Raw genomic sequence first — 22434 nt, 5'->3', positions numbered from 1 at the left:
AGGAGACGGAAATGCCTAAGATGAAGACAAAGTCGAGCGCCAAAAAGCGCTTTAAGGTGACTGCGACCGGTAAGGTCCTTGCTGGCCAAGCCGGCAAACGTCACGGCATGATCAAGCGGACTAAAAAGTTCATCCGCGACGCCCGTGGCAACACCACCCTGTCCGCCCCCGACGCCAAGATCGTCAAGGGCTACATGCCCTACGACCGCTAAGAGGAGATTAAGAGATGTCCCGCGTTAAAGGTGGAACCGTAACTCACGCCCGTCACAAGAAGGTTATCAAGGCCGCCAAAGGTTACTATGGCCGCCGCAAGAGCACCTTCAAGGTTGCCCGTCAGGCCGTCGACAAGGCGAACCAGTATGCAACCCGCGACCGTAAGAACCGCAAGCGCAACTTCCGCGCGCTGTGGATCCAGCGTATCAACGCTGCTGTCCGTTCGCATGACGAAGCACTGACATATTCCCGCTTCATCAACGGCCTGACCCTGGCCGGAATCGAAGTGGATCGTAAAGTTCTGGCCGACCTGGCCGTGCACGAACCGGAAGCGTTCGGCACGATCGTCGCCAAAGCTCAGGCCGCTCTGGCTGCTTGATCCTCTTTCGAGAGACAGTGAATGAAGGGCCGTCCCGTTTGGGGCGGCCTTTTTCAGTGATAGCCGAAAGTGAACTCAGCAACACTTCGGTAAACTAAAGCGCATAACGTCCATGGTGATGCTCGGATAGATTATTCCTGCGCTGGTGGTACCGCCCGTTGATAAAGATGCCACGTGGCGTGGCCAAGGATCGGCAGGGTGAAGATCAGGCCCAGAAATGCCGGAACCAGCGACAACAGCATGGTAACCGAGATGATCGCAGCCCAAGTGAGCATGACACCCGGGCTTTCCGCGACGACGCGCAAAGAAGTCAACATGGCGGAAACAAAATTGGTTTCCCGGTCAAGCAACATGGGCATGGCAATGACGGTGACCGAAAAAAGGACCGCCGACAGAAATGCGCCGACGCAGGTGCCAATGGCAAGGAAAGCCCAGCCCTGAGGTGTGAAGAATACGGTATTCAAGAACCCTTCAAAATCCGAAAATGATGCGTTTTGCAGGGTGATCGCAAGCCAAAGCCGGATCTGGTAAATCCAAACCCAGAAAATGAACAGGGTGACAAAGGCCATCCATCCCATTTCGCGTTTGCGCTGATTGGCCATCACAGTCAGGATTTCTGACCAGCCGAACCTCTCTCCGTTCTGCAACCGACGGGACATTTCGTAGAGCCCGGCGGCAGCGAAAGGCGCGACCAGCGGGAATCCAACAATGGCGGGAATGATCATCCAGATCTTTCCAAGCCAGACCAGACTCCAAACCATCAGGATTCCGAAAACCGCATAGAACAGGCCGAAGAACCCACTCATGAAGGGGCGCGCCAGAAAGTCGGAAAACCCTGCCTTCAGCGACTCGGTGACATCACCTGTAGTTACCTTGTTGATTTGGGGCATGGCCGCATGTTGCGGCGTCATGTTGTCCGGTGGTGTGGACCCTGTAGTTTTGGATGCCATGACACACTCCTCTCAAAGAATGGTGTCGCGCTGGGTGGTCTGCCAACTTGCTATGCGGTTAAGCAGACATCCTTCCTGAAACAAGTCTGCATCAGTGGCGGCATAACGGCAAGAGTAAGGATGGCGGCCAAACTTTGGCTGGCGAGTTTTGCTAATTTCAACGGAGCCATAAGCCTATTTGTTTGGGTCTTTCTTCACCAACTGCGCCGCAAACGCCACGCCGGTTCCCGGACCGGCATAGGTGACCATGATCACGTCATCCAGGTAGACCCCGTTGAAAATCCCCGCCGAGACGTCTTCGCCCGAAATCCCAGCCTCGGCCAGAACAAAGCGGGTGGGGTCGTCCAGACTGAAAGTGCCCATAGCTTCTTCTACGACCCACTCTTCATCGCCGATACGCCGCCAGCGGTTGGTGGCAGTGATGAGATTGCCGTCCAGTTTGGTGACTTCCAGCTCCATCTCGGTTTTCAGCAGACCTTTCCCGTGATTTGGGTTCGATTTGGCGAAGGCCACCAGATAGGTGCCGTGCCAGGTGCCGACGATCTGGGGAAAGCCGCTGCCTTCATCAGCGCTGGAAGGGGTGGTGACCGCAAGGGTGGCCACGGCGGCGAGGCTTCGGATGAGCTTGAGTACCATTGGACACGTCTCCTGCATGGGGTGTAATAACTACAGGGTACTGGAGTAGACGCATTTGACAAACCCATATGCGTAAACACAAAAAACCGGCGCGGGTGGCGCGCCGGTTTAAGTTCATCTGCCGTGATTGCGTGAGTGGTGGCAGATGTATTCAGTTAGGTTCAGCCGAATACACGACCCAGTGCGCCGTCGACCGCGTCGGTGATCTGGTCGATGTCGTCTGCGGTTGCAATCAGTGCAGGCGAGAAGCACAGCGTGTTGTTGCGGCTGGGGATCGAACGGTTGGTGGCACCGATGATGACGCCCTGCGCCATACAGTCGGCAACGACCGCCTGAACCTTTTTCTCGTCCATCGGCTCTTTGGTGGCACGATCTGCGACCAGTTCAGCACCCAGGAACAGGCCCTTGCCGCGCACGTCGCCGATAACTTCGTGCTTTTCCATCAGCGCCTGCAGGTTGCCCAGCATCCGGTTGCCCATGTCGGTGCAGTTCTGCAACAGGTTCTCGTCTTCGATGATGCGCATGTTTTCGATTGCCGCAGCTGGACCGGCGGTGCAGCCACCAAAGGTCGAGATGTCGCGGAAATAGCTCATCGGGTCCGACATGTCGTCCTTGAACATGTCAAAGACTTCCTCGGTGGTGACCATCACGGCAATCGCCGCATAACCTGAGGCAACGCCTTTGGCCATGGTCACGAAGTCCGGCTTGATGCCGTACTGCTGATAACCGAACCAGGTGCCGGTACGGCCCACGCCGCAGACAACTTCGTCGATATGCAGCAAGATGTCGTACTTTTTGCAGATTTCCTGCACGCGTTCCCAATACCCTTCGGGCGCTTCGATGACGCCACCACCTGCGGTCACAGGCTCAAGACACAGGGCGCCAACGGTTTCGGGACCTTCGCGCAGGATCACTTCTTCGATCTGATCCGCGGCCCAGACGCCAAAGTTTTCTTCAGGCGCGCCGTCCAGCTCGTGCTTGCGGTATTCCATGCAGTGGGGAACGCGGACGAAATCGGGCGCGAAGGGGCCGTACTGCGCCGTACGCTCGTCCTGACCGCCTGCAGACATGGTTGCCAGCGTCGAGCCGTGATAGTCGCGGTCACGGTACAGAATCTTAGTTTTCTTGCCGCCGTAGCGCTTGTGCGCGATCTGGCGAACCATCTTGAACACCTTCTCGTTCGCCTCAGAGCCGGAGTTGGTGTAGTAGACCCGGCTCATGCCCGGCATTTTTTCAATCAGCATTTTAGCAAAGATCGAACCGGGAATAGACCCTGCGGTATTGGCGAAATAGCACAGCTTCATCAGCTGGTCATGAACCGCCTTACAAATCGATTCGCGGCCATAGCCGACGTTTACGGTCCAGACGCCGCCGGACACAGCATCAAGGTGTTCTTTGCCATTCTGGTCCCAGACGCGCATGCCTTTGCCTTCGACAATGATCTTCGGATCATTGGTTTCCAATGGCTTATGCTGCAGCAGGTGGTGCCAGATATGGGCGCGGTCGGCCTCGACCACGTGGGAGAGATCGTTTTCGTTGAACGTGCCGTCCATGACATGTCCTTTCAGAATGACTGGGGCGCGGGTTGCCAAAAATGGGCTTTCCCGGCTTTGTGTTTCGATGGCTCAGATCACCGCGAAAGCTCTGTCGGAGATAGGGCCAGATTGCACCATCCCGTAATTCCAGTCCATGGCCGCGCCGTATTTTTACGGGTTTGTCAGAGGATCAACTTTGTGCTCAATTCGCCGAAATGGACGAGGGAGGGTTAGTAAATGACACAGGCCAGCATCTACGAGCGTCATTTGGACAAGTGCCGGGCAAACTATACTCCGCTGTCACCGCTGAGTTTTATCGAGCGGACGGCGCAGATTTATCCGGATTACCCTTCGGTGGTATTCGGCGCGCGCCGCTATACATGGGCTGAAACCTATGCCCGCTGTCGTCGTTTGGCAGGCGCATTGTCGGCACGTGGAATCAGTACGGGCGACACTGTTTCTATCATCGCCGCCAACATTCCGGAAATGTATGAGGCGCATTTTGGCGTGCCGATGGCAGGTGCTGTTCTGAATGCCATCAACACTCGATTGGACGCACCGATCATTGCCTTCATACTGAACCACGCGGAATCCAAGGTCCTTCTGGTCGATCCCGAGTTCTCAGGCGTGGTCAAAGAGGCGCTGAAACAGGTGGATCACGATGTACTGATCGTCGATATCGAGGACCCGAGCTTTGACGGTGGTGAGAAGCTGGGCGGCCTGACCTATGACGCCTTGCTGGACGAGGGCGACCCTGAATTCAACTGGTCGCTTCCCAAGGATGAGTGGGACGCGATCACGCTGAACTATACCTCGGGGACAACAGGCAATCCCAAGGGCGTCGTGTACCACCACAGAGGGGCCGCGCTGAACGCGCAGTCGGACCTGCTGGACTGGAACATGCCAAAGCACTCGGTCTATTTGTGGACCCTGCCGATGTTCCACTGCAACGGCTGGTGTTTCCCCTGGGCGATGGCCGCCAATGCGGGGGTTTCCGTCTGCCTGCGGGCCGTGCGGGACGAACCGATTTATGCGGCGTTCCGGGATGAGAAAGTCACGCATTTCTGCGGCGCGCCGATCGTTCTGAACATGCTTGCCAATGCGCCTGATCACCTCAAGGATTTCGATCATGAGATCAAAGTGATGACCGCTGGCGCGCCGCCACCCGCTGCGGTGATCGAAAGCATGGAAAACATGGGCGTCGAAGTTACCCATGTCTATGGATTGACCGAGACTTATGGCCCGTCAGTGGTCTGTGCCTGGAAGGATGAATGGAACGACAAGGGGGCCGAAGACCGCGCCGCGCTGAAGGTCCGTCAGGGTGTGCGCTATACGGCTCTGTCGGGGCTGATGGTTGCGGACCCGGACACGTTGGAACCTGTGCCTGCTGATGGTGAGACGATGGGTGAGATTTTCATGCAAGGAAACGTCGTTATGAAAGGCTACCTCAAGAACGCCGAAGCCACAGATAAGGCGTTCCGGGGTGGATGGTTTGCCTCTGGCGATCTGGGGGTGATGCATCCGGACGGTTACATCGCGCTTAAGGACCGGTCGAAAGACATCATCATTTCGGGGGGTGAGAATATCTCATCCGTCGAGGTTGAGGATATCCTTTACAAGCACCCGGCGGTGATGGAGGCCGCCGTGGTTGCGCGCCCGGATGACAAATGGGGCGAAACGCCCTGTGCATTCATCGAACTTAAGCCAAACGCGCAGGCGAGTGAGGCTGATATCATCGGCTTCTGTCGGGAAAACATGGCCCATTTTAAGGCCCCCAAAACGGTGGTGTTTGGACCTTTACCCAAGACCTCGACTGGCAAGATCCAAAAGTTCAAATTGCGGGATCAGGCAAAGGCGGTGACTTAAGTGCCCACCTTGTCAAAGATCGACAGATCAAGATCCAGCATTTCACCCATCCAGATGGCCCGGTCCCGATGATCCGCCAGATGGTCGCCGGTTTCGGGGTGGGTGAAGATGGTCAGGCCCTGTCGGTTCAGCATTAGCCAAGGCATGACTTGATCGAACGCGTCCGGGTCAAAGCCCAACTGGCAGCTCCATCGCGGGTGGGGGCCTACATTTTTGGCATGCATGCGCCCCATCTGCACTGGAAACAGATCGGCGACCTCTTCACAGACCTGCTGGGCAATGGCTTGCGTATTTGCGTCGTAATAGACATGGGCGTGATAGCCGGTGATCTCTGACATTGGGGCCTCTTGCATACGTTTCGAACAAGGTACGGCGCTGCAATTGGTATTGCCACTTGCGCCGTCACACAGGCTCTGTGCGCCAGATCAAGTGGTTGCGTGGAGATTTGGGTGGGCTGCGGCAAAGGCGGGATGTTCGGCACAAGCGGCCTCGGCGTTTAAACTGCGCGGCAAGTCCGATAAATCCACGTCCCAACGGCGCGCATTGTACATTTGCGGGACCAGGCAAACATCGGCCAGTCCGGGCTTGGTCCCGGTGCAATAGGGTGCTTGTTCAAAACCCTCGAGAAGCGCCTCAAAAGCCAGTAGACCGGGGCGAATGAAATGGCGCATCCAGTCACCGGGCATACCGTCAGTACCATCACTCAGCGCGGTCGCATACTGCGCGACGGACAAGTTGCAGACCGGATGCACATCAACCGCGATGGATTGCGCCAAAGCCAGCGCATGCGCCCGGGCCGCCGGTTCCGGAGGCAACAGTCCAAGGCCGCGAGTTTGGTCAAGGTAGTCGATAATGGCCAGAGATTGCGTCAACCGCAGCCCGTCAATCTCGAGCACGGGGACCAGCCCCTGTGGATTACGCGCCAAGTGGTGGTCGGACCTTTGTTCGCCCGCTGCCAGATCAACCGACACTCCGCGATAGGTGATCCCGGCCAGATTCAGCGCGATGCGCACCCTGTAGCTGGCCGAAGACCGCCAAAAGTCATACAACACCACGCCGCTCATCATCGATCTCCTCAGTTCGTCAGGTGTCCTTCAGCGTGGCGGCTTTCAGGGCGCTAGACAATACATTTGCATTGCCGATGTGATTGGCCAGGACCAGAACCAGACGTGCATTCAGGGCGTCACTGTCGGCTTTGACCAGCCCATCATGCGCCGCCACCAAATCGGCATAGAAACCGTCGGCATTTTCAAGATTGGGGGAAAGGATCAGATCGGTCATGTCGCTCACTCCTTACCTGTTGCCCGGCGGATCGCCTGCCGGAATGCGTTTTCTTCGAACGTGTCGCGACGGGCTGCAACGTGTTGGTCAGGCCTGATCAGGTACACCGCGCCTGTGGCATCACCCAGATACCTGCGCTTCAACTCCAAAGACAGGTCATCCTTGACCGACAGGGCCAGCCGCGTCGCCTGTACACCGCCCTCTTCGATACTGTCGGGTGCATCCGCATCTATCGTCAGCAGCGTGAATTTTCCGGCCAACTTGGGCAGCAAAAATTCATCACCCAAAGGCGCGTCGGGGCAGGCGGAACCGGGGCGCGTGATCTCTGGCCCGGTCAGAGCATCCGCAGAACTCAGCGATGATCCGGAATATGCGCATGGTGTGCTCAACCGGCCGGAATTGACCAGCGGGCGCGCAAACGCGTAGTGCTCGCTGAGGTCCAAAACCGCATCCCGTAAAAGTCGCGACATATCGGATTTGGGCGTGATAAATTCCGTCGATAGGGTGGACATGCGTATATTCTCATCAGCGGCTTCGACCCGTTCGCGGTTGTAGCTGTCCAGCAAAAGCTCGGGCGCGTCGCCGTCAATAACCATCTTTAGTTTCCAGCACAGGTTGTCTGTGTCCTGCAGGCCAGAGTTGGCCCCACGCGCGCCAAAGGGGCTGACCTGATGAGCGCTGTCGCCAGCAAACAAAACGCGACCATGGCGGAACCGCTCCATCCGACGGCATTGGAACGTATAGATCGAGACCCATTCAAGTTCGAAATTGATCTCTTCGCCCAACATCGCCTTAAGCCGGGGGATCACGTTTTCAGGTTGTTTTTCCTGCTCGGGATCGATGTCCCTTCCTAGTTGCAGGTCGATCCGCCACACGTTGTCGGGTTGTTTGTGTAGCAGGGCAGACTGTCCGCGATTGAACGGCGGGTCGAACCAGAACCAGCGTTCGGTCGGGAAGTCCGCCTGCATCACCACGTCAGCGATCAGAAAGTTGTCTTCGAATACGCGGCCTTCGAAATCCAAGCCGAGCATGCGGCGGGTTGGCGAGTTTGCACCGTCACAGGCAATCAGCCAATCCGCCTCAACGTTATAGGGGCCTTCGGGAGTTTCGACTTCAAGCTTGACGTGATCGTTGTGGGTACCGACGGCTTCGACCTTGTTCTGGCCGCGAATTTCAATCGGCGCGCCCTCGGCCTGCAGTTCCCGTACCCGTTCAACTAGCGCTTTTTCAAAATAGTATTGTTGCAGGTTGATGAAGGCGGGGTGCGCATAGCCCGCGTCGGGTTGCAGGTGAAACTCATAGACCTGCCGGTTGTCAAAAAAGACTTTGCCGGCATCCCACAGCACGCCTTTATCGACCAACTTAACCCCGGCGCCCAGACGGTCGGCGATTTCCAGAGACCGCTGTGAAAAGCAGATCGCTCGGCTGCCAAAACTAACCTTGTCATTGTCGTCCAGCACGACGACGGGGACCCCTTTCTGGGCCAGATCAATGGCCGCGGCCAACCCAACCGGGCCGGCACCAATCACGATAACCTTGTGTCGTACCGAGCTTGCCGTGTCCTGATCCGGGCTGCGTTGATAGGCATAGAGTGGAACTTCGAAAATATTGTTCATGGGCTCTCCCCCGATACTCAGGCGCCGTGGGCGCACTAGATCCCGCCCTCTGGCACGCACGCGCCAGAAGGCCTTGCCCTATGATTCCACCTATTTCCCCTGTGCAAAACGATCTGGATCAAGTTTGCTCGTCTTCTTCAGCCCTGCAGGGCCTCCCACATCTCCAAGTCGCGCTGGGCGGTCCAGATACGGGGCGTGTCAATGCCGCGGGCTTCGTCATAGGCGCGGGCGACATTGAAAGGCAGGCAATGTTCGTAGATCGCGTAATCGGCGAATTTCGGATCGCACTCTGCGCGCACTGCATCCCATGCCTCTTTCAGAGATCCTCCGCGTGCCGCCACTTTCGCAGCCGGGCGGTAGGTGCTTTCGACAAAGTCACGAGTGTTTTCGATCGCTGCATTGACCATGTCCTTGCCAACCAGGGCGTTTCCGCGACCAGGTGCGATGGCATCGACGTCGAACCACTTGATTTCATCCAGCGTATCGCCCCAATCGCTGAAATGCCCGTCACCGCAATAACAGGCCGAGTGGTATTCGACGATGTCACCGGTGAACATGACATTCTGGTCGGGTACGTGAATGACGATATCACCTGCGGTGTGGGCGCGGCCCAAATGCATAAGATCGACCCGACGATTACCCAGATAAACCGTCATCGTGTCACTGAATGTGGTGGTGGGCCAGGTCAGGCCGGGGATGCTTTCATGGCCTTCAAACAGGCGGGGGAAACGCTGAAACTCGCTGTCCCAGTCCTCTTGCCCGCGTTCAACGACCATGGCGCGCGCCATGTCCGACATCAGGACCTGCTGCGCACCAAACGCACTGGCACCCAGTACGCGAACCGCGTGGTAGTGGGTCAGCGCAACGTGGGTGATCGGTTTGTCGGTGACGGACCGCACACATTCGATCACCTTGTTGGCCAGGCGCGGGGTCGCCTGCGCCTCGACAATCATGACGCTATCATCGCCGATGATGACGCCTGAATTCGGATCGCCTTCGGCGGTGAAGGCATAAAGGCCCTCGCCGACCTCCGTGAAAGAGATCTTCTTTTCCGACATGTCCCCTTGGGACGCGAATGCCTTGGACATGATGAGTTCCTTATCGGGCGTATGGGTTTTCAAGGGCGGGCAGCAGGGTCCCGACACAGTCGCCAAACCCGATGGTGTAACCTTTGCCCTTGGCAGCACCTGTCAGGGTCAGTGTGTCACCGTCCTCGATAAAAGTGCGGGTTTCACCGGTATCCAGCGTCAGCGGTTCCTTTCCGCCCCAGCTGAGTTCCAACAGCGAGCCCCGCTCTGATTTTGTTGGACCGGAAATCGTGCCAGACCCAAGCAGATCGCCCGTGTTCATTGGGCCGCCTGAGGTCGAATGGTGTGCCAGTTGTTGGGCGGCCGAGTAGTACATTTCGTTGTAATTTGTTCGGGCAATGACTGTGGCGTCCTTGCCGTCGGGCTCCATCGTGACCTCCAAATCAATGTCATACAGCATCGGACCGCAGTCTTTGATGTGATCCAATAACTCGAATTCACGCGCAGGCGTGTCGCAGCGAAAGGGTTCCAGTGCCGCCTTTGTCACAATCCACGGGCTGATCGAAGTGGCTGTGGCTTTGGCTTGAAACGGCCCCAAGGGTTGATATTCCCAGGCCTGAATATCGCGTGCGGACCAATCGTTCAGCAGAACGTAGCCAAAGATGTTGTCGTCGGCCTCCTGAACCGAGATGGGTCCGTCCGAGGGTGTACCGACAATCGCGCCCATCTCAAGCTCGATGTCAAAACGACGGCTAGGTAGAAAAGCGGGCATGTCATGGTCGGGCGACTTGAGCTGACCCCATGGCCGACGGATATCGGTCCCCGACACGACAACGGATGAAGCCCGGCCGTTATACCCGATGGGGATATGCAACCAGTTTGGCGGAAGGGCATTTTCCGGTCCGCGGAACATGGTGCCGACGTTTTGCGCGTGGTGACGTCCGGCATAGAAATCGGTGTATTCGCTGACGGCGAAAGGCATGTGCATTTCGGCGTCGATCTGAGCAATAAGCAACGGTTCAACCTGCGCCTGTTCTTCGGCGCCTTCGGCCAATAATGCGGTCAGGCGGTTGCGCAATGCAGCCCAGACGGCAGGACCTTCCTCCATCAGCGGGTTCCAGAAAGGCAGGTCAAAGAGCGGCTCGTCGGCCAGTTCGATCAGACCATTGGTCTCAGCGGCGGTGACATCCAGGATCATGTCACCAATCGCGACGCCACAGCGCGGATCGCCGCCTTCGGTCGAGAAAACACCGTAAGGCAGGTTGTTCAGGGGAAACGGGTTATCGGCCTCATTGGCCGAGGCCACCCAGGATTTCATCAATGGCATGTATTCAGACCTCTTTTGGGTGTCACTTTTTGCCCGGTGTGCCGTCGAACTTTTTCTCAAGCGACGTCCAGCAGTCGATGTAGTCATCCTGCAACGGGGCTTCGTTGGCTGCAAATGGTGTCAGATGCTGCGGGAAACGGGTTTCGAACATGAAGGACATCGTGTTGTCCAGCTTGTCTGGCCCGAGGTTGGCGTTTGATGCTTTCTCAAACGCCTCCCGATCCGGCCCATGCGGCAACATCATGTTGTGCAGGCTCATGCCGCCCGGAACAAACCCCTGCGGTTTGGCGTCGTACTGGCCGTATATGTTGCCCATCAACTCGGACATGATGTTTTTGTGATACCAGGGCGGGCGGAAAGTATCCTCGGCCACCATCCAGCGTTCGCGGAACAGGACAAAGTCGATATTGGCGGTGCCCGGTTGCCCAGAGGGCGCTGTCAGGACGGTAAAGATCGACGGATCGGGATGGTCGAATAGAATTGCGCCGACCGGGCAATAGGTGCGCAGGTCATATTTGTAGGGCGCGTAGTTCCCGTGCCACGCCACCACGTCCAGCGGGCTTTGACCAATCTTTGTGGTATGGAACTGCCCGCACCATTTGACCGTCACGGTCGAAGGCACCTCGCGGTCTTCAAACGCCGCCACCGGAGCCTTGAAATCGCGTGGATTGGCCATGCAGTTGGCCCCGATTGGACCGCGGCCGGGCAATTCGAACTTCTGGCCGTAGTTCTCGCAGACAAATCCGCGCGCTGGGCCTTCCAGCACCTCGACACGGTACACGAGGCCACGGGGGAGAATGGCGATTTCCTTGGGTTCCAGATCAATGATTCCCAGCTCTGTTGCGAACCGCAGACGACCTTCCTGCGGCACCACCAACAACTCGGAATCGGCCGAAAAGAAATAGTCATCCACCATGGATTCCGTGACCAGATAGATGTGGCTGGCCATGCCCACCTGCGTGTTCACATCCCCTGCCGTTGTCATGGTGCGCATACCGGTGAGCCATGTCAGCCCGTCATCGGAATGAGGCACTGCGTCCCAGCGGTATTGGCCAAGGCTGATCACGTCCGGGTCAACGCAGGGCGCGGATTTCCAGTGTGGTAGTTCGATTTTTTCATAACGGTGCGAATGCTTGACCGACGGGCGAATGCGATAGCACCACGTGCGCTCGGGCGGATTGGCTGTAAAGGCCGTGCCGCTAAGCTGTTCACCATAAAGACCGTAGTTGCAACGCTGCGGGCTGTTCATACCCTGCGGCAACGCGCCGGGCAGGGCTTCCGTCTCAAAATCATTTCCAAAGCCGGGCATATAGCCTGCTTGCGTGCCAACGGGCGTGCTGGCTTGCGTCATTTTGTGCGGATCCGTCGGATGGTTCATCCTGTGTTCCTCCAATTGCTGCTTGTCGAGTAATAGTTGATTTTGTAACTAACAAGCATGACTCAGGACAAATCTGCCAAAAAAGATGACTTTGATCTGCAGGAATTCCTGCCGTACCTGCTGAACCGTGCAGCCGAAGAAAGTTCGCTAGAGTTTCAGCAGGTCTATAAGGACCGTTACGGAATGCTTCGCACCGAATGGCGCGTCTTGTTTCATCTGGGAAATTACGGCGAGATGACTGCAAAAGAAATAGGTGAGCGTGCCAAAATTCACAAAACCAAGGTCAGCCGTGCAGTTTCGAAACTGGAACAGCGCCGATACTTAGCCCGTAAACGCGACACATCCGACCGCCGGGTTGAACAATTAACGCTGACATCCGCAGGTCAGTCGGTTTACAGGGATTTGCGCTTGGTGGCCGAGGCCTATGATACAAAGCTTGCTGGCCTGTTTTCCCGGAACGAAGCAGAACTGTTGCGCAAAATGCTTCGGCGTTTGGCGCATATGGATTGACCACTGGTAATTCACCGCCTCAATTCCCAGATGAAGCCCAGAACAAAAATGGGACAAAACATGACGACCTTGGATGCCGATACGGCAAAATCAAGCGATCTGATCAACTGGCTGGTGGCGCGCGGGCTTGAGGGTGTCGAAAAAGAAGAACTGCTGGAAGAGTACTGCAATCGCCTGGTGGAACTGGGCGTTCCGCTGATGCGATTTCATGCGGCCCAGTCGACCCTGCACCCGATTTATGGCGGAACCGGCTATAGCTGGTATTACGGCAAGGGAGGGGAATATCAAAAGTTCGAATACTCTGAACAGCCCAGCGATCAATGGCGTGCTAGCCCTCTGTTTGCTGTTCTGAACGAAGGCGAAAGCGTCGTGCACGAACGGTTGGTGGATCAGAACGAACCCAGCCGATTTCCCTTGCTGAATGAACTGCGCGAACATGGCGCCACTGAATATTACGCGACGGGTGTGTCCTTTGACATTCCGACTCATAATCAGCCGAAGGACGCCAAAAAGGCGGTGAACGGTGTATTGTTGTCCTGGACGTCAAACGCGCCCGAGGGGTTCAAGGACAGCGATCTGGCGTTGATCAATACAGCGCTGCCGCATCTCGGGTTGGCTTTGAAATCGGCAAACAACCAGCGGATATCAAAGGACCTGATGCGCGTCTATTTGGGCCGTGATGCCGGTCGGCGCGTTTTATCCGGCGAAATCAGGCGCGGGTCGCTTCAGCAGATCGATGCAGTAATCTGGAATTTTGACCTTGAGGGGTTCACCAGCCTGTCCGAAGAGCTGCCGGGCGATGCCCTTATTGAGATGCTAAACGAGTATCTGGCCGCTGCTATCGACGTGGTCCACAAATGCGACGGAAGCATCCTCAAGTTCATGGGCGACGGGTTGATGGCCATGTTCGATGTAGGCGAGATTGATGCGGATGCGCGTGCGGCATTGGCGGCCGTCGCCGAATTGGAGGCATCGATGGCGAAACTGAACGCACAACGTTCTGCCGATGGCCTACCTGTGTCGAACTATACGCTGGCCCTGCACGCGGGTGAGATTCTGTACGGCAATATCGGCTCTGAGAACCGCCTCGACTTCACCGTCATCGGCCCGACCGTCAACCAGACCGCGCGGATTGCCGGAATGCACAGGTCGCTGGGTCAACGGATCCTGATCTCGGATGACGTGGCAAAGGCGGCGCGACCTGCCGCGTCAGAGCTGGTCTCTGTCGGTCGTTACATGCTGCGTGGAGTGCCGGAACCGAAGGAACTGTTTACGGTTTACAAGGCGAATGACGCACGGGATTAAGTTTGCTTTTCGTTGCCGAAATTTGTTACGGCTTGGGCCTATCCAATTGTGAACAGGCTCAGGCAATGGTTTCTGGCTCAGACGTGATCGTCCTTAACCAACGCGCCGCGCCCGTGGCCGGCCATACCCCCAGAGACTTCTTCTGTCGCCTCATCAGCGAGTGTCTCTGGCAGGATCAGGTTAAGCACAATAGCGATGAACGCAGCTGGAAGGATGCCTGACGCGCCCAGGACCCGCAGGGTGTCGGGCAGGTGCTGTAGCGCATTTGCCGATCCGGGCGCCACGTTCATGACTTCGAGTTGAAGCCCCAGACCAATCGAAAGCGAAACCGCAAAAATCACCATGTTGCGACGGTTCCACACAACATCCGACAACATGGATACGCCTGCGGCGACAACCATGCCGAACATGACTATGACGCCGCCGCCCAGCACTTCGATCGGAACCGTTCGGATCAACCCGCCGACCTTCGGCACCAGACCGCACACAATCAGGAAAATGGCACCAATGGTGACCACGTGGCGGCTCATGACGCCGGTCATAGCGATCAGACCGACATTCTGGCTGAACGAGGTGTTCGGGAAGCCGCCAAAGACACCCGCAATGGCAGAGCCGAAACCGTCCGCGTATGTGGCCCCCTGAATCTCTTTGTCGGTCGCCTCGCGACCGGCGCCACCTTTGGTGATTCCCGAGACATCTCCGACCGTCTCAACCGCAGAGACAAAGGCCATGAGGCAGAAACCGATTACTGCGGCGAACGAGAACTCGAAACCGTATTTGAAAGGCTGCGGCAGTGCGAAAGCCGCAGAGCGTTCCCACGAGCCGGAGATCACTTCGACGGGCAGCTTCCCAACCAGTAGGCAATAAACATAGCCCACCAAAATACCGACCAGGACAGCCGAAACGGAAAGCATGCCACGCGCGAAGAACTTTAGCCCCAGCGTGACAAACACAACGATCAGCGCAGGTGTCCAGCTGGACAATGAACCATAACTTTCCGCACCCGATGCTTTGGCTGGTACGCCTCCGGCCGCGTATTCGATGCCGACCTTTACCAGTGCAAGACCGATCATCGTCACAACCAATCCGGTGACCAGAGGCGGTAATGCAAAGCGTATCCTGCCGATTACCGTGCCCAACAGGGCATGAAACAAGCCACCGATAATCACGCCCCCAAACAGGGCGGCAAGACCGTCCACGCCTTTTCCGGCAACCAGAGGGATCATGATCGGAATGAAGGCGAATGATGTGCCCTGTACGATCGGAAGCGCCGCGCCAACCGGGCCAAGCGTTACCGTTTGCAACAGCGTGGCAACACCGGCGAAAAGCATCGACATCTGGATCAGGTACAGCAATTCGGGAAAATCCGGGCTGTTTGAGCCAAAGCCAAAGCCCGCCGCGCCAGCGACGATAATCGCCGGAGTAACGTTTGACACGAACATTGCAAGCACGTGCTGAATCCCCAACGGCACGGCCCGGTATATGGCTGGAAAGTAATTTGGATCGCGGAGTTGCTCCGGCGTCCCAATGGATGAATCGGTCATGGCTGTCCTCCCGTAAACGCGCGCTTTGGCGTCCTGTCCTTTGATAGCCTGGTGTGGAATTCACATCCTGATCCATTCAAAGTTGTCTATTATTAGAGCAAGCAGATAGCTGGGATTATCAAAAATACCAAAAAGGTGTTTTGGATGGTTGTATTTTTGGTAAAGAAACCAATGGCGGTCCAGAGTCAGCCCTAACTCGACGCTGAAGCGTCAGGCTGCCGGTATTGTCAAAACTCATTGCCCAAAAGGGCAGGGGCGCACCCGATCTACGATTTTAGCGAGGTATAGTAGCGCTGGGACTGGAACGCCCGAACGTGGCAGTTAGAAGTCGATCTCTACGCCCGGCAGGTTAAGCTCTTTCATCATGTCGCGCAGCTCTTGCCGTGCAGCGATGTTCGAAATGTTCAGCTGTTTGACCCCGATATCCTTGAGGTCCAGCAAGGTCAGGCCGCGTGGGAAAAGCTCGCGGAAGATAACCCGCTCGGAGAAACCCGAGGCGACGCGGAAGCCGATGCGCTGGGACAGCATCTCAATCGCGCGCTGCATCTTTTCCTTGTTGACCATGCGCTGGGTGCCGACGCGGTTGCGCACGACCACCCAGTCGATGGGTTTTAGTCCCGCCTGCGCGCGCAACTGACGCGCGTTCCACACCATTTCCGAATAGACCGACGGGCCTAGGATCTTTTCGCCCTTCGAGTCGATCCGTGCAAGCAAGTCAAAGTCGATAAAGCTGTCATTCAGTGGCGTGATCAGCGTATCGGCCAGCGAATGTGCCACCTGGCTTAGGCGTGTGTGCGATCCGGGGCAGTCGATCAGGATGAAATCGCTGTCGCTTTCCAGCTCGGACACGGCAGCTGACAAGCGGTGGTCATAGATGTTTTCGCCGGGTTTCAGCTTGGCGGCATCAATCTCGGGCAGATCGTGGTGGCGAGGGCTAGGCAAAGTGACCTCGGACCCGTTCAGGAAATTACCGCGGTTCTCAAAGTACCGGCCAAGGCTGCGCTGCCGAAGATCAAGGTCCAGTGTGCTGACCTTGTGACCCAATCGCGCTAGTGCGGTCGCTACATGCATCGACACGGTCGATTTGCCTGCGCCGCCCTTCTCGTTCCCCACTACGATAATATGTGCCATGCTTGTATTCCCACGTCCCGCCGTGCTTAACCACACGTTGTTGCGACCCACTATATGTTGTGGAGGCCGGGAATGGAAGAACCCCAAGCGCCATCGAAGGGCAATATCAGGCTCTAATTTGGAAAACTCAACCGGGTGTGTTGGTTAGGACGCGTGCTTGTCAAAGCGGATGGGGTGTTTCACAGTTCAAATCAGGGTTTGGCGATAGGGGAACCGGTTGGACCATCTGTTTTTGAACGTTCTGAACGTGGTTCTGCCGGTGCTGATCTGTGCCGGGATCGGCTATGCCCATGCTGTGATCAAGGCGCCGTTCGACAACAAAGTCATCGGTGGGATCGTCTCACGCGTTGGGTACCCGACGCTGATCATCTCGCATCTGTCCACGACCCAAGTTGCGGTTGGCACCTTTCTGGACGTCATGACGGCCGCAGCGCTGGCCATTGCGGGGTTCGGAGTGTTGGGATTTCTGGCACTAAAAGCCATGCGTCTGCCGGTTCGGGCCTTTTTGACGCCGCTGATGCATGGGAACGTGGGCAATGTCGGGCTGCCTATCGCGTTGCTTGCGTTGGGTGATGCGGGAATGGCCTATACGATGGGTTTTGTCGTAGTCGTGCTGATCAGCATTTTCACCATCGGCATGTGGATCCCGGCGGGTGAGTTTTCGCCCAGAAAGCTCGTCACGTCCCCGATCATTTATGCAGTGATCCTATCACTGATCCTTATGGCGAGCGGATCAAGCTTGCCTCAGCCGCTGGCAAAATCCTTCGACATTCTCGGTGGGCTGTCGATCCCGCTGATGCTGCTGACATTGGGCCATACGCTGGCGACGTTGCGGATCAAAAGTCTGGGCCGGGCGGTGCTGTTGACCGTTCTGCATCTGGTCATGGCGATTGCAATCGCCAGCACTTTGGTATGGGCGTTCGGTTTCACCGGAGCTGAGCGTGGCGCGGTGATTCTGTGTTGCCTGATGCCATCCTCGGTTGCGACTTACCTTTTCATTGACCAGCACGTTCCGGAATACGGGCCGGATGTTGCTGGTTTCATTCTTGTGTCGACGCTGGCCACGATCATCGTCCTGCCGGTGGCTCTGTCCTACTGGATCTAAAGCCGACCCTTTGCGCAGCGACAAAAATCGTTAAACTGCTCATTAATTGCATTTAAGAACAATGAGTTTTGGGGTGTATTTATGATCGACAAGACGTCATCTGACCCAACACACGAGGGGGGTGCCCGCGTTGTGCTGGCGATGACGGCCATCTGCATGATGGTTGTTGGGTTTAACACAACGGCCGTCGCGACCATCCTGCCGAACCTCAAGGCCGAGTTCGATTTGACACCATCCGGTCTGCAATGGGTGATGGCAACCTATACCGTGGCCAGCGCTACGCTGGTCACAATCGTCAGCCGGTTGGGCGATATCACCGGCAAGATGGGCGTGTTCTTTGCTGGTATGATTGTCTTCGGCATTGGGTCCGCCTCGGTCCTGTTTGCGCAAGATGGCGCGATGCTTTTGTTTGGGCGCGGGGCGCAGGGTGCAGGGGCTGCGGCCTTGTTTGGAACATCTCTGTCATTGCTCACCGCCGCCACACCCGAAGAACAGCGTGCAGGTGTCACCGGCGCATGGGGTGCAATTGTCGGTCTTGCCATTGGCGTCGGGCCGATCGTCGGCGGAGCCTTTGCCCACTACATCAGCTGGCGCGCAGTGTTTGCGACCGATCTGGTGTTGCTGATGTTCGCCTTCCTGATTGGGCTACATGTCAGCCGGCGCAGATACGTGCCGGACACACGTCAGGCCGGGGCCAAGTTTGACTATCCGGGTGCTTTTGCGCTGCTGTTGTTCCTTGGCCCGCTGTCCTTCGCGCTTAGCAATGGCGAAAGCAGCGGGTGGGCTACGCCGATGACATTGATGCCGCTGGGAGTCGCTGCGGTTGCGACAATCATCCTTGTCATCGTATCCCGCCGCAGCGACGATCCGTTGATCGAGCTGCGATACTTCAAGCATCCGCGCTATTTCATGGCCGCCGTTGGTATGTTCTTCACCGGCTTCACGCTGTTCTGCTTCTTTGTGTATTTCAACACGTTCGTTCAATCCCCGGATGCTTTCGGTTACTCGCCTGTCGGCGCAGGTTTGGCGATCATGCCGCTTAGCCTCAGCATGTTCGTGATCTCGGTCACCGCACCCCGGTTTCTGGCACCCTACAGCTTTCGATGGCCCATTGCGGTTGGCTTGGGGGCGATGGCCTGTGGGTTCTTGTTGTTGATGACAACCTCGAACTCTACCCAATATGTCGAGATCTGGCGGAAGCTGATGATTGTCGGTATCGGGTTGGGGATCTGTTTCTCGCTGCTACCCCGGCTGGGCCTGCGCCTTTTGCCGGAAGAGCATGTCGGGCAAGGGTCCGGAGTGATTAATGCCTGCCTGTATTTTGGCGCGACACTAGGGGCCGTAGTCGGAGGCTTGGCCGAAGCTATAACGACCCGCAGAGGTATTTCCGAGGTCATGAATGCTTTGCCCACCGGGTCCGCCCAGCGAGAAGATCTGGCCCATTCCCTGACCCATGGGACGCCGAGTCAAATCCAACAAATGATCGCTAAAATGGATCCTGAAACTAGCGTTGCATTGGCCAAGGCCCTTAGGGACTTGCAGGACAACGCCTTTGACAGCGCGATGCTTGTTGCTGCTGCGGCGGCTCTAGTCGGGATGGCTTTGGCGCTGATGTTGCTTCGAGGCCCGGTGCCGCCCGTACACAGCGCAGCCGAGCTGACGCGTGCGAAGAGTTGAGTTCGCTTCGACCGTTCGGAATTCTTCTATTGGAAATCCGGTTGTGATAGTAGGGCGCCATGGTTGAGTTTGCGTTACTCTCTCAAAAAAACTTGCGCCCTTTGGCGGCATTGTCTGTGCGCGAAGATCAGGCAGGGTTTGTCGCGACAAATCTAATGACGATGGCGCAGTCGATTTTCGAACCGGGGTCAGAAATCTATGGCATTTGGGATGGCGGCGATGCGGTGGGATTGCTTGCCATAGTCGACATGGCGCATCCCGACGCAGATTTGGATGACGAGGACGACCCGGATGGCGTCTACATCTGGCGGCTGATGGTCGACAAATCTCGTCAGGGCCGGGGCTATGGAATAGCCGCATTGGATTTTGCGAAATCCGTGGCTTTGAAAAAGGGTCGCTCTAACCTGGTGATCAGCGTCGTCGACGAACCTGGCAGTGCGCTGCCGCTTTATCAATCGTTCGGGTTTGCGCCGACTGGCCGGCTTGTCGATGGTGAGGTCGAATTGATCATGCGGCTGGCTTAGCCACTTATTTTTGGCAACGTTCTACCCACAAAAAAGGCCGCCCCGGTGGGCGGCCTTTCGCATCTCAAACGGGTCTGGCTTAGAAGCCCAGACCTTCGTATTTCTTCTTGAACTTCGACACACGGCCGCCGGCGTCCAGCAGGCGCGACGAACCACCGGTCCATGCAGGGTGCACAGAGGGGTCGATTTCCAGAGCCAGCTGATCGCCTTCGGCGCCCCAGGTGGATTTCATCTGAACTACGGTGCCATCGGTCATTTTGACGTCGATGACGTGATAATCGGGATGGATGTCTTTTTTCATCTTTCCGTTCCTTACGCTTCGGCGCCAGCCTTGGGCTTGTAGTTGGTGACTTCTGCGATACGCGCGGATTTACCACGGCGCGAGCGCAGATAGTACAGTTTGGCGCGACGGACGCGGCCACGGCGGACAACGGTGATGCTGTCGATGTTGGTCGAATACAGCGGGAACACACGCTCCACACCTTCGCCAAACGAAATTTTGCGAACGGTGAACGCCCCGGCGATGGTGTTGCCGCCTTTGCGGGCGATGCAGACGCCTTCGTAGTTCTGTACACGGGTGCGCGACCCTTCGGTCACTTTAAAGCCGACACGGATGGTGTCTCCGGCTTTGAAATCGGGGATGTCTTTCCCCAGGGCGGCAATCTGTTCCGCCTCAAGCTGTGCGATCAGGTCCATCGCATTTCTCCTATCTGCTCGTGGTTGGTCCACGAAGTTGAGCACGGCCTGAGAGCTCTTGGTCTTCACCGGGTCCTGCGTACAGCCCGCCAGAGGTCAGATCGAATATTCCTTTGGTCCGGTCCGCCCTGCCGCGCCGTGGCCGAAGAAAGCCGGGCGTCACGCCATGATGCAAACCAAAACACCGGAGTCGCATGTCGCGGCACCGGATTGCGCTGCTTTACGGGCTTTATGGGCAGGGATCAAGCCTGAATCGCAAGAATGGTCAGGGCCAAATGGTAAGATTTCGCCACCGGCCAACAACACCGTTGCCTTGTCAGGCAGATCAGGCATTCTAGACGGAATTATAAGAGCAGAAATTTAGAACAGGAACATACCATGCGCACAGCATTGATGCTGGTTGTTTTGGCCTTCGCGACCCTGTCCTGCGGTCGCAGCAGCCCTCCGCCCCAACAGGTCGAAGCTAAGGCATTTCTGAGCACCACGTCGCCCTCGGTCATTTTTCCAAGCTTTGGGGATGCCAAGCCGCATGAGTGGGAAGGCCGGCATCCGGGGCACTATCCGGTTCACGGGCTCGATGTTTCGCGATGGCAGGGTCCGATTGACTGGCGCAGGGCCAAGTCCTCCGGTGTCAGTTTCGTATTCATCAAGGCGACCGAGGGGGGGGACGTGGCCGACCCTTTGTTTGATGATCACCGGCGCGGCGCGCAAGCCGCCGGTGTTCCATGGGGGGCTTATCACTATTACTATTTTTGCCGACCGGCGCATGAGCAGGCAAAATGGTTCATCGAGAACGTGCCCCGAGGTGCCGACCTGCCGCATGTGCTGGATATGGAATGGACGCCACATTCCAAGACCTGCACCATCAGACCCGATGGCGCCACCGTCCGGTCCGAGGCGAAGCGGTTCCTTGATATCCTGGAACGCCACTATGGCCGCCGCCCGATCGTCTATACGACCGTGGATTTCTACGGTGACACCGATATCGCCCGCCTGCCCAAGACGGAATTCTGGCTGCGGTCGGTCGCCGGACACCCGCGCAACGTTTACCCCAAGGCCGCGTGGCGGTTTTGGCAGTATACGGGCACGGGTTTGGTTCCTGGCGTTCAGGGGAAAGTGGACATCAACACATTCAACGGCCCGCCTGAGATATGGGCCAGATGGAAGGCGGGGGGCACTTAGCCGCTTGGTGCCCCATAAGTTTCAATGGTTCCTCCGGCCACAAGGTGATCCAGACGGCGTACCCGTTCTTGGCCAGATGTGTGATGCAGCCAGAACCGCTCTCCATCAGTCAGTTCGCGTCGCTCGAAGCCAAGTTCGGTCATGCAGCGGTGCACCTGGTCAATTTCACCCTGTGAGCGAAGCTTATCGTCGAAGGGCGCCGTAACGATGGGGCCAAGGATCACGCCCCACAGCAGGATATTCGTGGCGTATCCACCAATCACCGCGCTGTTGCCCCCAATATCTTCCTCGGTGGCGCATGATTGCACGGCGACCTTTGCGGAGTGCAGGTTATGGCCCGCCTGAGTGGGCACTGCCATCTCAAGAGGCTTGGTTGTGCAAGCTGAAAGGGCAAGCACAGCTAAGCATATGATTTTTTTTCATTTAGCAGCCTGTTATGCGTTGAATTGAAATCGCATTTTGCAATATCTTCAAGATGAGTATTTTTTCAGAACATCAGCTTCAAGTGGTGTTCGCTAAATACAGGAACGTGCTGCATACAAGCCACACTC

24 protein-coding genes are annotated in these 22434 nt (G+C 56.9%); 9 read left to right on the top strand and 15 right to left on the bottom strand.

The window, feature by feature from the left end; genetic code table 11:
- The first annotated feature begins 11 nt into the window (after positions 1-11).
- Entirely contained in the window at positions 12-212 is a 201-nt protein-coding gene (gene rpmI / locus AC2FI9_RS10005; RefSeq protein ID WP_010443552.1) for a 50S ribosomal protein L35, read from the top strand.
- 14 nt (positions 213-226) lie between these two features.
- On the top strand, positions 227-592 hold the full coding sequence (rplT, locus tag AC2FI9_RS10000) for a 50S ribosomal protein L20 (RefSeq protein WP_058273348.1): 366 nt from the start codon (positions 227-229) through the stop codon (positions 590-592).
- A gap of 131 nt (positions 593-723) precedes the next feature.
- On the opposite strand, the gene AC2FI9_RS09995 is transcribed toward rplT, so the two are convergent.
- From AC2FI9_RS09995 to AC2FI9_RS09985, 3 genes are all read right to left on the bottom strand, one after another.
- Positions 724-1542: a DUF2189 domain-containing protein gene (locus AC2FI9_RS09995; protein WP_496767283.1), complete on the bottom strand. Its 819-nt coding sequence runs from the start codon at positions 1540-1542 to the stop codon at positions 724-726.
- Between the two features lie 174 nt (positions 1543-1716).
- Positions 1717-2178 (bottom strand): hypothetical protein, encoded by a 462-nt coding sequence (locus AC2FI9_RS09990; protein ID WP_496767282.1) that lies wholly within the window; start codon positions 2176-2178, stop codon positions 1717-1719.
- A gap of 161 nt (positions 2179-2339) precedes the next feature.
- Positions 2340-3731: an aminotransferase family protein gene (locus tag AC2FI9_RS09985; protein WP_496767314.1), complete on the bottom strand. Its 1392-nt coding sequence runs from the start codon at positions 3729-3731 to the stop codon at positions 2340-2342.
- Between the two features lie 219 nt (positions 3732-3950).
- On the opposite strand from AC2FI9_RS09985, the gene AC2FI9_RS09980 reads away from it, so the two are divergent.
- Entirely contained in the window at positions 3951-5579 is a 1629-nt protein-coding gene (locus tag AC2FI9_RS09980; RefSeq protein WP_496767280.1) for an acyl-CoA synthetase, read from the top strand.
- Here the strand turns inward: AC2FI9_RS09980 and AC2FI9_RS09975 are convergent.
- From AC2FI9_RS09975 to hmgA, 7 genes are all read right to left on the bottom strand, one after another.
- Positions 5576-5917: a DOPA 4,5-dioxygenase family protein gene (locus AC2FI9_RS09975; RefSeq protein WP_496767278.1), complete on the bottom strand. Its 342-nt coding sequence runs from the start codon at positions 5915-5917 to the stop codon at positions 5576-5578. The genes AC2FI9_RS09980 and AC2FI9_RS09975 overlap by 4 nt on opposite strands.
- An 87-nt stretch (positions 5918-6004) precedes the next feature.
- Entirely contained in the window at positions 6005-6643 is a 639-nt protein-coding gene (gene maiA, locus AC2FI9_RS09970; RefSeq protein WP_496767276.1) for a maleylacetoacetate isomerase, read from the bottom strand.
- A 19-nt stretch (positions 6644-6662) separates the two neighbouring features.
- Positions 6663-6860, bottom strand: a complete 198-nt coding sequence (locus AC2FI9_RS09965; protein ID WP_200833234.1) for a DUF2783 domain-containing protein — start codon at positions 6858-6860, stop codon at positions 6663-6665.
- A 5-nt stretch (positions 6861-6865) separates the two neighbouring features.
- The gene (locus tag AC2FI9_RS09960) at positions 6866-8476 is read right to left on the bottom strand and encodes an FAD-dependent oxidoreductase (RefSeq protein WP_496767273.1); all 1611 of its coding nucleotides are present in this window, start codon (positions 8474-8476) and stop codon (positions 6866-6868) included.
- 137 nt (positions 8477-8613) lie between these two features.
- Entirely contained in the window at positions 8614-9564 is a 951-nt protein-coding gene (locus AC2FI9_RS09955; RefSeq protein WP_496767270.1) for an MBL fold metallo-hydrolase, read from the bottom strand.
- Between the two features lie 10 nt (positions 9565-9574).
- Positions 9575-10831: a fumarylacetoacetase gene (gene fahA / locus AC2FI9_RS09950; protein WP_496767268.1), complete on the bottom strand. Its 1257-nt coding sequence runs from the start codon at positions 10829-10831 to the stop codon at positions 9575-9577.
- A 22-nt stretch (positions 10832-10853) separates the two neighbouring features.
- Positions 10854-12209: a homogentisate 1,2-dioxygenase gene (gene hmgA / locus AC2FI9_RS09945; protein ID WP_496767266.1), complete on the bottom strand. Its 1356-nt coding sequence runs from the start codon at positions 12207-12209 to the stop codon at positions 10854-10856.
- 57 nt (positions 12210-12266) lie between these two features.
- Here hmgA and AC2FI9_RS09940 point away from each other — a divergent pair, with 57 nt between their 5' ends.
- Entirely contained in the window at positions 12267-12719 is a 453-nt protein-coding gene (locus tag AC2FI9_RS09940) for a MarR family winged helix-turn-helix transcriptional regulator (protein ID WP_496767264.1), read from the top strand.
- A gap of 60 nt (positions 12720-12779) precedes the next feature.
- The gene (locus tag AC2FI9_RS09935; RefSeq protein ID WP_496727012.1) at positions 12780-14024 is read left to right on the top strand and encodes an adenylate/guanylate cyclase domain-containing protein; all 1245 of its coding nucleotides are present in this window, start codon (positions 12780-12782) and stop codon (positions 14022-14024) included.
- 77 nt (positions 14025-14101) lie between these two features.
- Here the strand turns inward: AC2FI9_RS09935 and AC2FI9_RS09930 are convergent, their stop codons facing one another.
- Complete coding sequence (locus AC2FI9_RS09930) at positions 14102-15568, bottom strand: uracil-xanthine permease family protein (protein ID WP_108861328.1); 1467 nt, start codon at positions 15566-15568, stop codon at positions 14102-14104.
- Between the two features lie 321 nt (positions 15569-15889).
- Entirely contained in the window at positions 15890-16699 is an 810-nt protein-coding gene (locus AC2FI9_RS09925; RefSeq protein ID WP_496727013.1) for a division plane positioning ATPase MipZ, read from the bottom strand.
- A gap of 217 nt (positions 16700-16916) precedes the next feature.
- Here AC2FI9_RS09925 and AC2FI9_RS09920 point away from each other — a divergent pair, with 217 nt between their 5' ends.
- The 3 genes from AC2FI9_RS09920 to AC2FI9_RS09910 all read left to right on the top strand — a co-directional run bounded on the left by AC2FI9_RS09920 (position 16917) and on the right by AC2FI9_RS09910 (position 20005).
- Positions 16917-17804: an AEC family transporter gene (locus tag AC2FI9_RS09920; protein ID WP_496767262.1), complete on the top strand. Its 888-nt coding sequence runs from the start codon at positions 16917-16919 to the stop codon at positions 17802-17804.
- A gap of 81 nt (positions 17805-17885) precedes the next feature.
- On the top strand, positions 17886-19481 hold the full coding sequence (locus AC2FI9_RS09915; protein WP_496767260.1) for an MFS transporter: 1596 nt from the start codon (positions 17886-17888) through the stop codon (positions 19479-19481).
- Positions 19482-19540: 59 nt separating this feature from the next.
- A complete protein-coding gene (locus AC2FI9_RS09910; RefSeq protein WP_496767258.1) occupies positions 19541-20005 on the top strand; it encodes a GNAT family N-acetyltransferase in 465 nt (154 codons plus the stop codon).
- Positions 20006-20084: 79 nt separating this feature from the next.
- On the opposite strand, the gene rpmE is transcribed toward AC2FI9_RS09910, so the two are convergent.
- Both rpmE and rplS read right to left on the bottom strand, forming a co-directional pair.
- Positions 20085-20306, bottom strand: a complete 222-nt coding sequence (gene rpmE / locus AC2FI9_RS09905) for a 50S ribosomal protein L31 (RefSeq protein ID WP_010437577.1) — start codon at positions 20304-20306, stop codon at positions 20085-20087.
- An 11-nt stretch (positions 20307-20317) separates the two neighbouring features.
- Positions 20318-20701 carry a 50S ribosomal protein L19 gene (gene rplS / locus AC2FI9_RS09900; protein ID WP_058273331.1) on the bottom strand — a complete coding sequence of 128 codons (384 nt, stop codon included), beginning with the start codon at positions 20699-20701 and terminating at the stop codon, positions 20318-20320.
- A 378-nt stretch (positions 20702-21079) separates the two neighbouring features.
- Between rplS and AC2FI9_RS09895 the strand changes: the two genes are divergently transcribed.
- Positions 21080-21883 (top strand): glycoside hydrolase family 25 protein, encoded by an 804-nt coding sequence (locus tag AC2FI9_RS09895; protein WP_496767256.1) that lies wholly within the window; start codon positions 21080-21082, stop codon positions 21881-21883.
- On the opposite strand, the gene AC2FI9_RS09890 is transcribed toward AC2FI9_RS09895, so the two are convergent.
- On the bottom strand, positions 21880-22242 hold the full coding sequence (locus AC2FI9_RS09890) for a hypothetical protein (RefSeq protein WP_147235301.1): 363 nt from the start codon (positions 22240-22242) through the stop codon (positions 21880-21882). The two genes, AC2FI9_RS09895 and AC2FI9_RS09890, sit on opposite strands and share 4 nt — an antisense overlap.
- Between the last annotated feature and the right edge of the window lie 192 nt (positions 22243-22434).

Source organism: Ruegeria sp. CDSA246 (assembly GCF_059611225.1).
This window is presented reverse-complemented; position numbering and strand designations above follow the sequence as displayed.

Bases quoted from the DNA above. Each gene is read 5' to 3' on its own strand.
- rpmI (WP_010443552.1), top strand. From the start codon at position 12: ATGCCTAAGATGAAGACAAAGTCGAGCGCCAAAAAGCGCTTTAAGGTG.
- rplT (WP_058273348.1), top strand. From the start codon at position 227: ATGTCCCGCGTTAAAGGTGGAACCGTAACTCACGCCCGTCACAAGAAG.
- AC2FI9_RS09995 (WP_496767283.1), bottom strand. From the start codon at position 1,542: ATGGCATCCAAAACTACAGGGTCCACACCACCGGACAACATGACGCCG.
- AC2FI9_RS09990 (WP_496767282.1), bottom strand. From the start codon at position 2,178: ATGGTACTCAAGCTCATCCGAAGCCTCGCCGCCGTGGCCACCCTTGCG.
- AC2FI9_RS09985 (WP_496767314.1), bottom strand. From the start codon at position 3,731: ATGGACGGCACGTTCAACGAAAACGATCTCTCCCACGTGGTCGAGGCC.
- AC2FI9_RS09980 (WP_496767280.1), top strand. From the start codon at position 3,951: ATGACACAGGCCAGCATCTACGAGCGTCATTTGGACAAGTGCCGGGCA.
- AC2FI9_RS09975 (WP_496767278.1), bottom strand. From the start codon at position 5,917: ATGTCAGAGATCACCGGCTATCACGCCCATGTCTATTACGACGCAAAT.
- maiA (WP_496767276.1), bottom strand. From the start codon at position 6,643: ATGAGCGGCGTGGTGTTGTATGACTTTTGGCGGTCTTCGGCCAGCTAC.
- AC2FI9_RS09965 (WP_200833234.1), bottom strand. From the start codon at position 6,860: ATGACCGATCTGATCCTTTCCCCCAATCTTGAAAATGCCGACGGTTTC.
- AC2FI9_RS09960 (WP_496767273.1), bottom strand. From the start codon at position 8,476: ATGAACAATATTTTCGAAGTTCCACTCTATGCCTATCAACGCAGCCCG.
- AC2FI9_RS09955 (WP_496767270.1), bottom strand. From the start codon at position 9,564: ATGTCCAAGGCATTCGCGTCCCAAGGGGACATGTCGGAAAAGAAGATC.
- fahA (WP_496767268.1), bottom strand. From the start codon at position 10,831: ATGCCATTGATGAAATCCTGGGTGGCCTCGGCCAATGAGGCCGATAAC.
- hmgA (WP_496767266.1), bottom strand. From the start codon at position 12,209: ATGAACCATCCGACGGATCCGCACAAAATGACGCAAGCCAGCACGCCC.
- AC2FI9_RS09940 (WP_496767264.1), top strand. From the start codon at position 12,267: ATGACTCAGGACAAATCTGCCAAAAAAGATGACTTTGATCTGCAGGAA.
- AC2FI9_RS09935 (WP_496727012.1), top strand. From the start codon at position 12,780: ATGACGACCTTGGATGCCGATACGGCAAAATCAAGCGATCTGATCAAC.
- AC2FI9_RS09930 (WP_108861328.1), bottom strand. From the start codon at position 15,568: ATGACCGATTCATCCATTGGGACGCCGGAGCAACTCCGCGATCCAAAT.
- AC2FI9_RS09925 (WP_496727013.1), bottom strand. From the start codon at position 16,699: ATGGCACATATTATCGTAGTGGGGAACGAGAAGGGCGGCGCAGGCAAA.
- AC2FI9_RS09915 (WP_496767260.1), top strand. From the start codon at position 17,886: ATGATCGACAAGACGTCATCTGACCCAACACACGAGGGGGGTGCCCGC.
- AC2FI9_RS09910 (WP_496767258.1), top strand. From the start codon at position 19,541: ATGGTTGAGTTTGCGTTACTCTCTCAAAAAAACTTGCGCCCTTTGGCG.
- rpmE (WP_010437577.1), bottom strand. From the start codon at position 20,306: ATGAAAAAAGACATCCATCCCGATTATCACGTCATCGACGTCAAAATG.
- rplS (WP_058273331.1), bottom strand. From the start codon at position 20,701: ATGGACCTGATCGCACAGCTTGAGGCGGAACAGATTGCCGCCCTGGGG.
- AC2FI9_RS09895 (WP_496767256.1), top strand. From the start codon at position 21,080: ATGCGCACAGCATTGATGCTGGTTGTTTTGGCCTTCGCGACCCTGTCC.
- AC2FI9_RS09890 (WP_147235301.1), bottom strand. From the start codon at position 22,242: ATGGCAGTGCCCACTCAGGCGGGCCATAACCTGCACTCCGCAAAGGTC.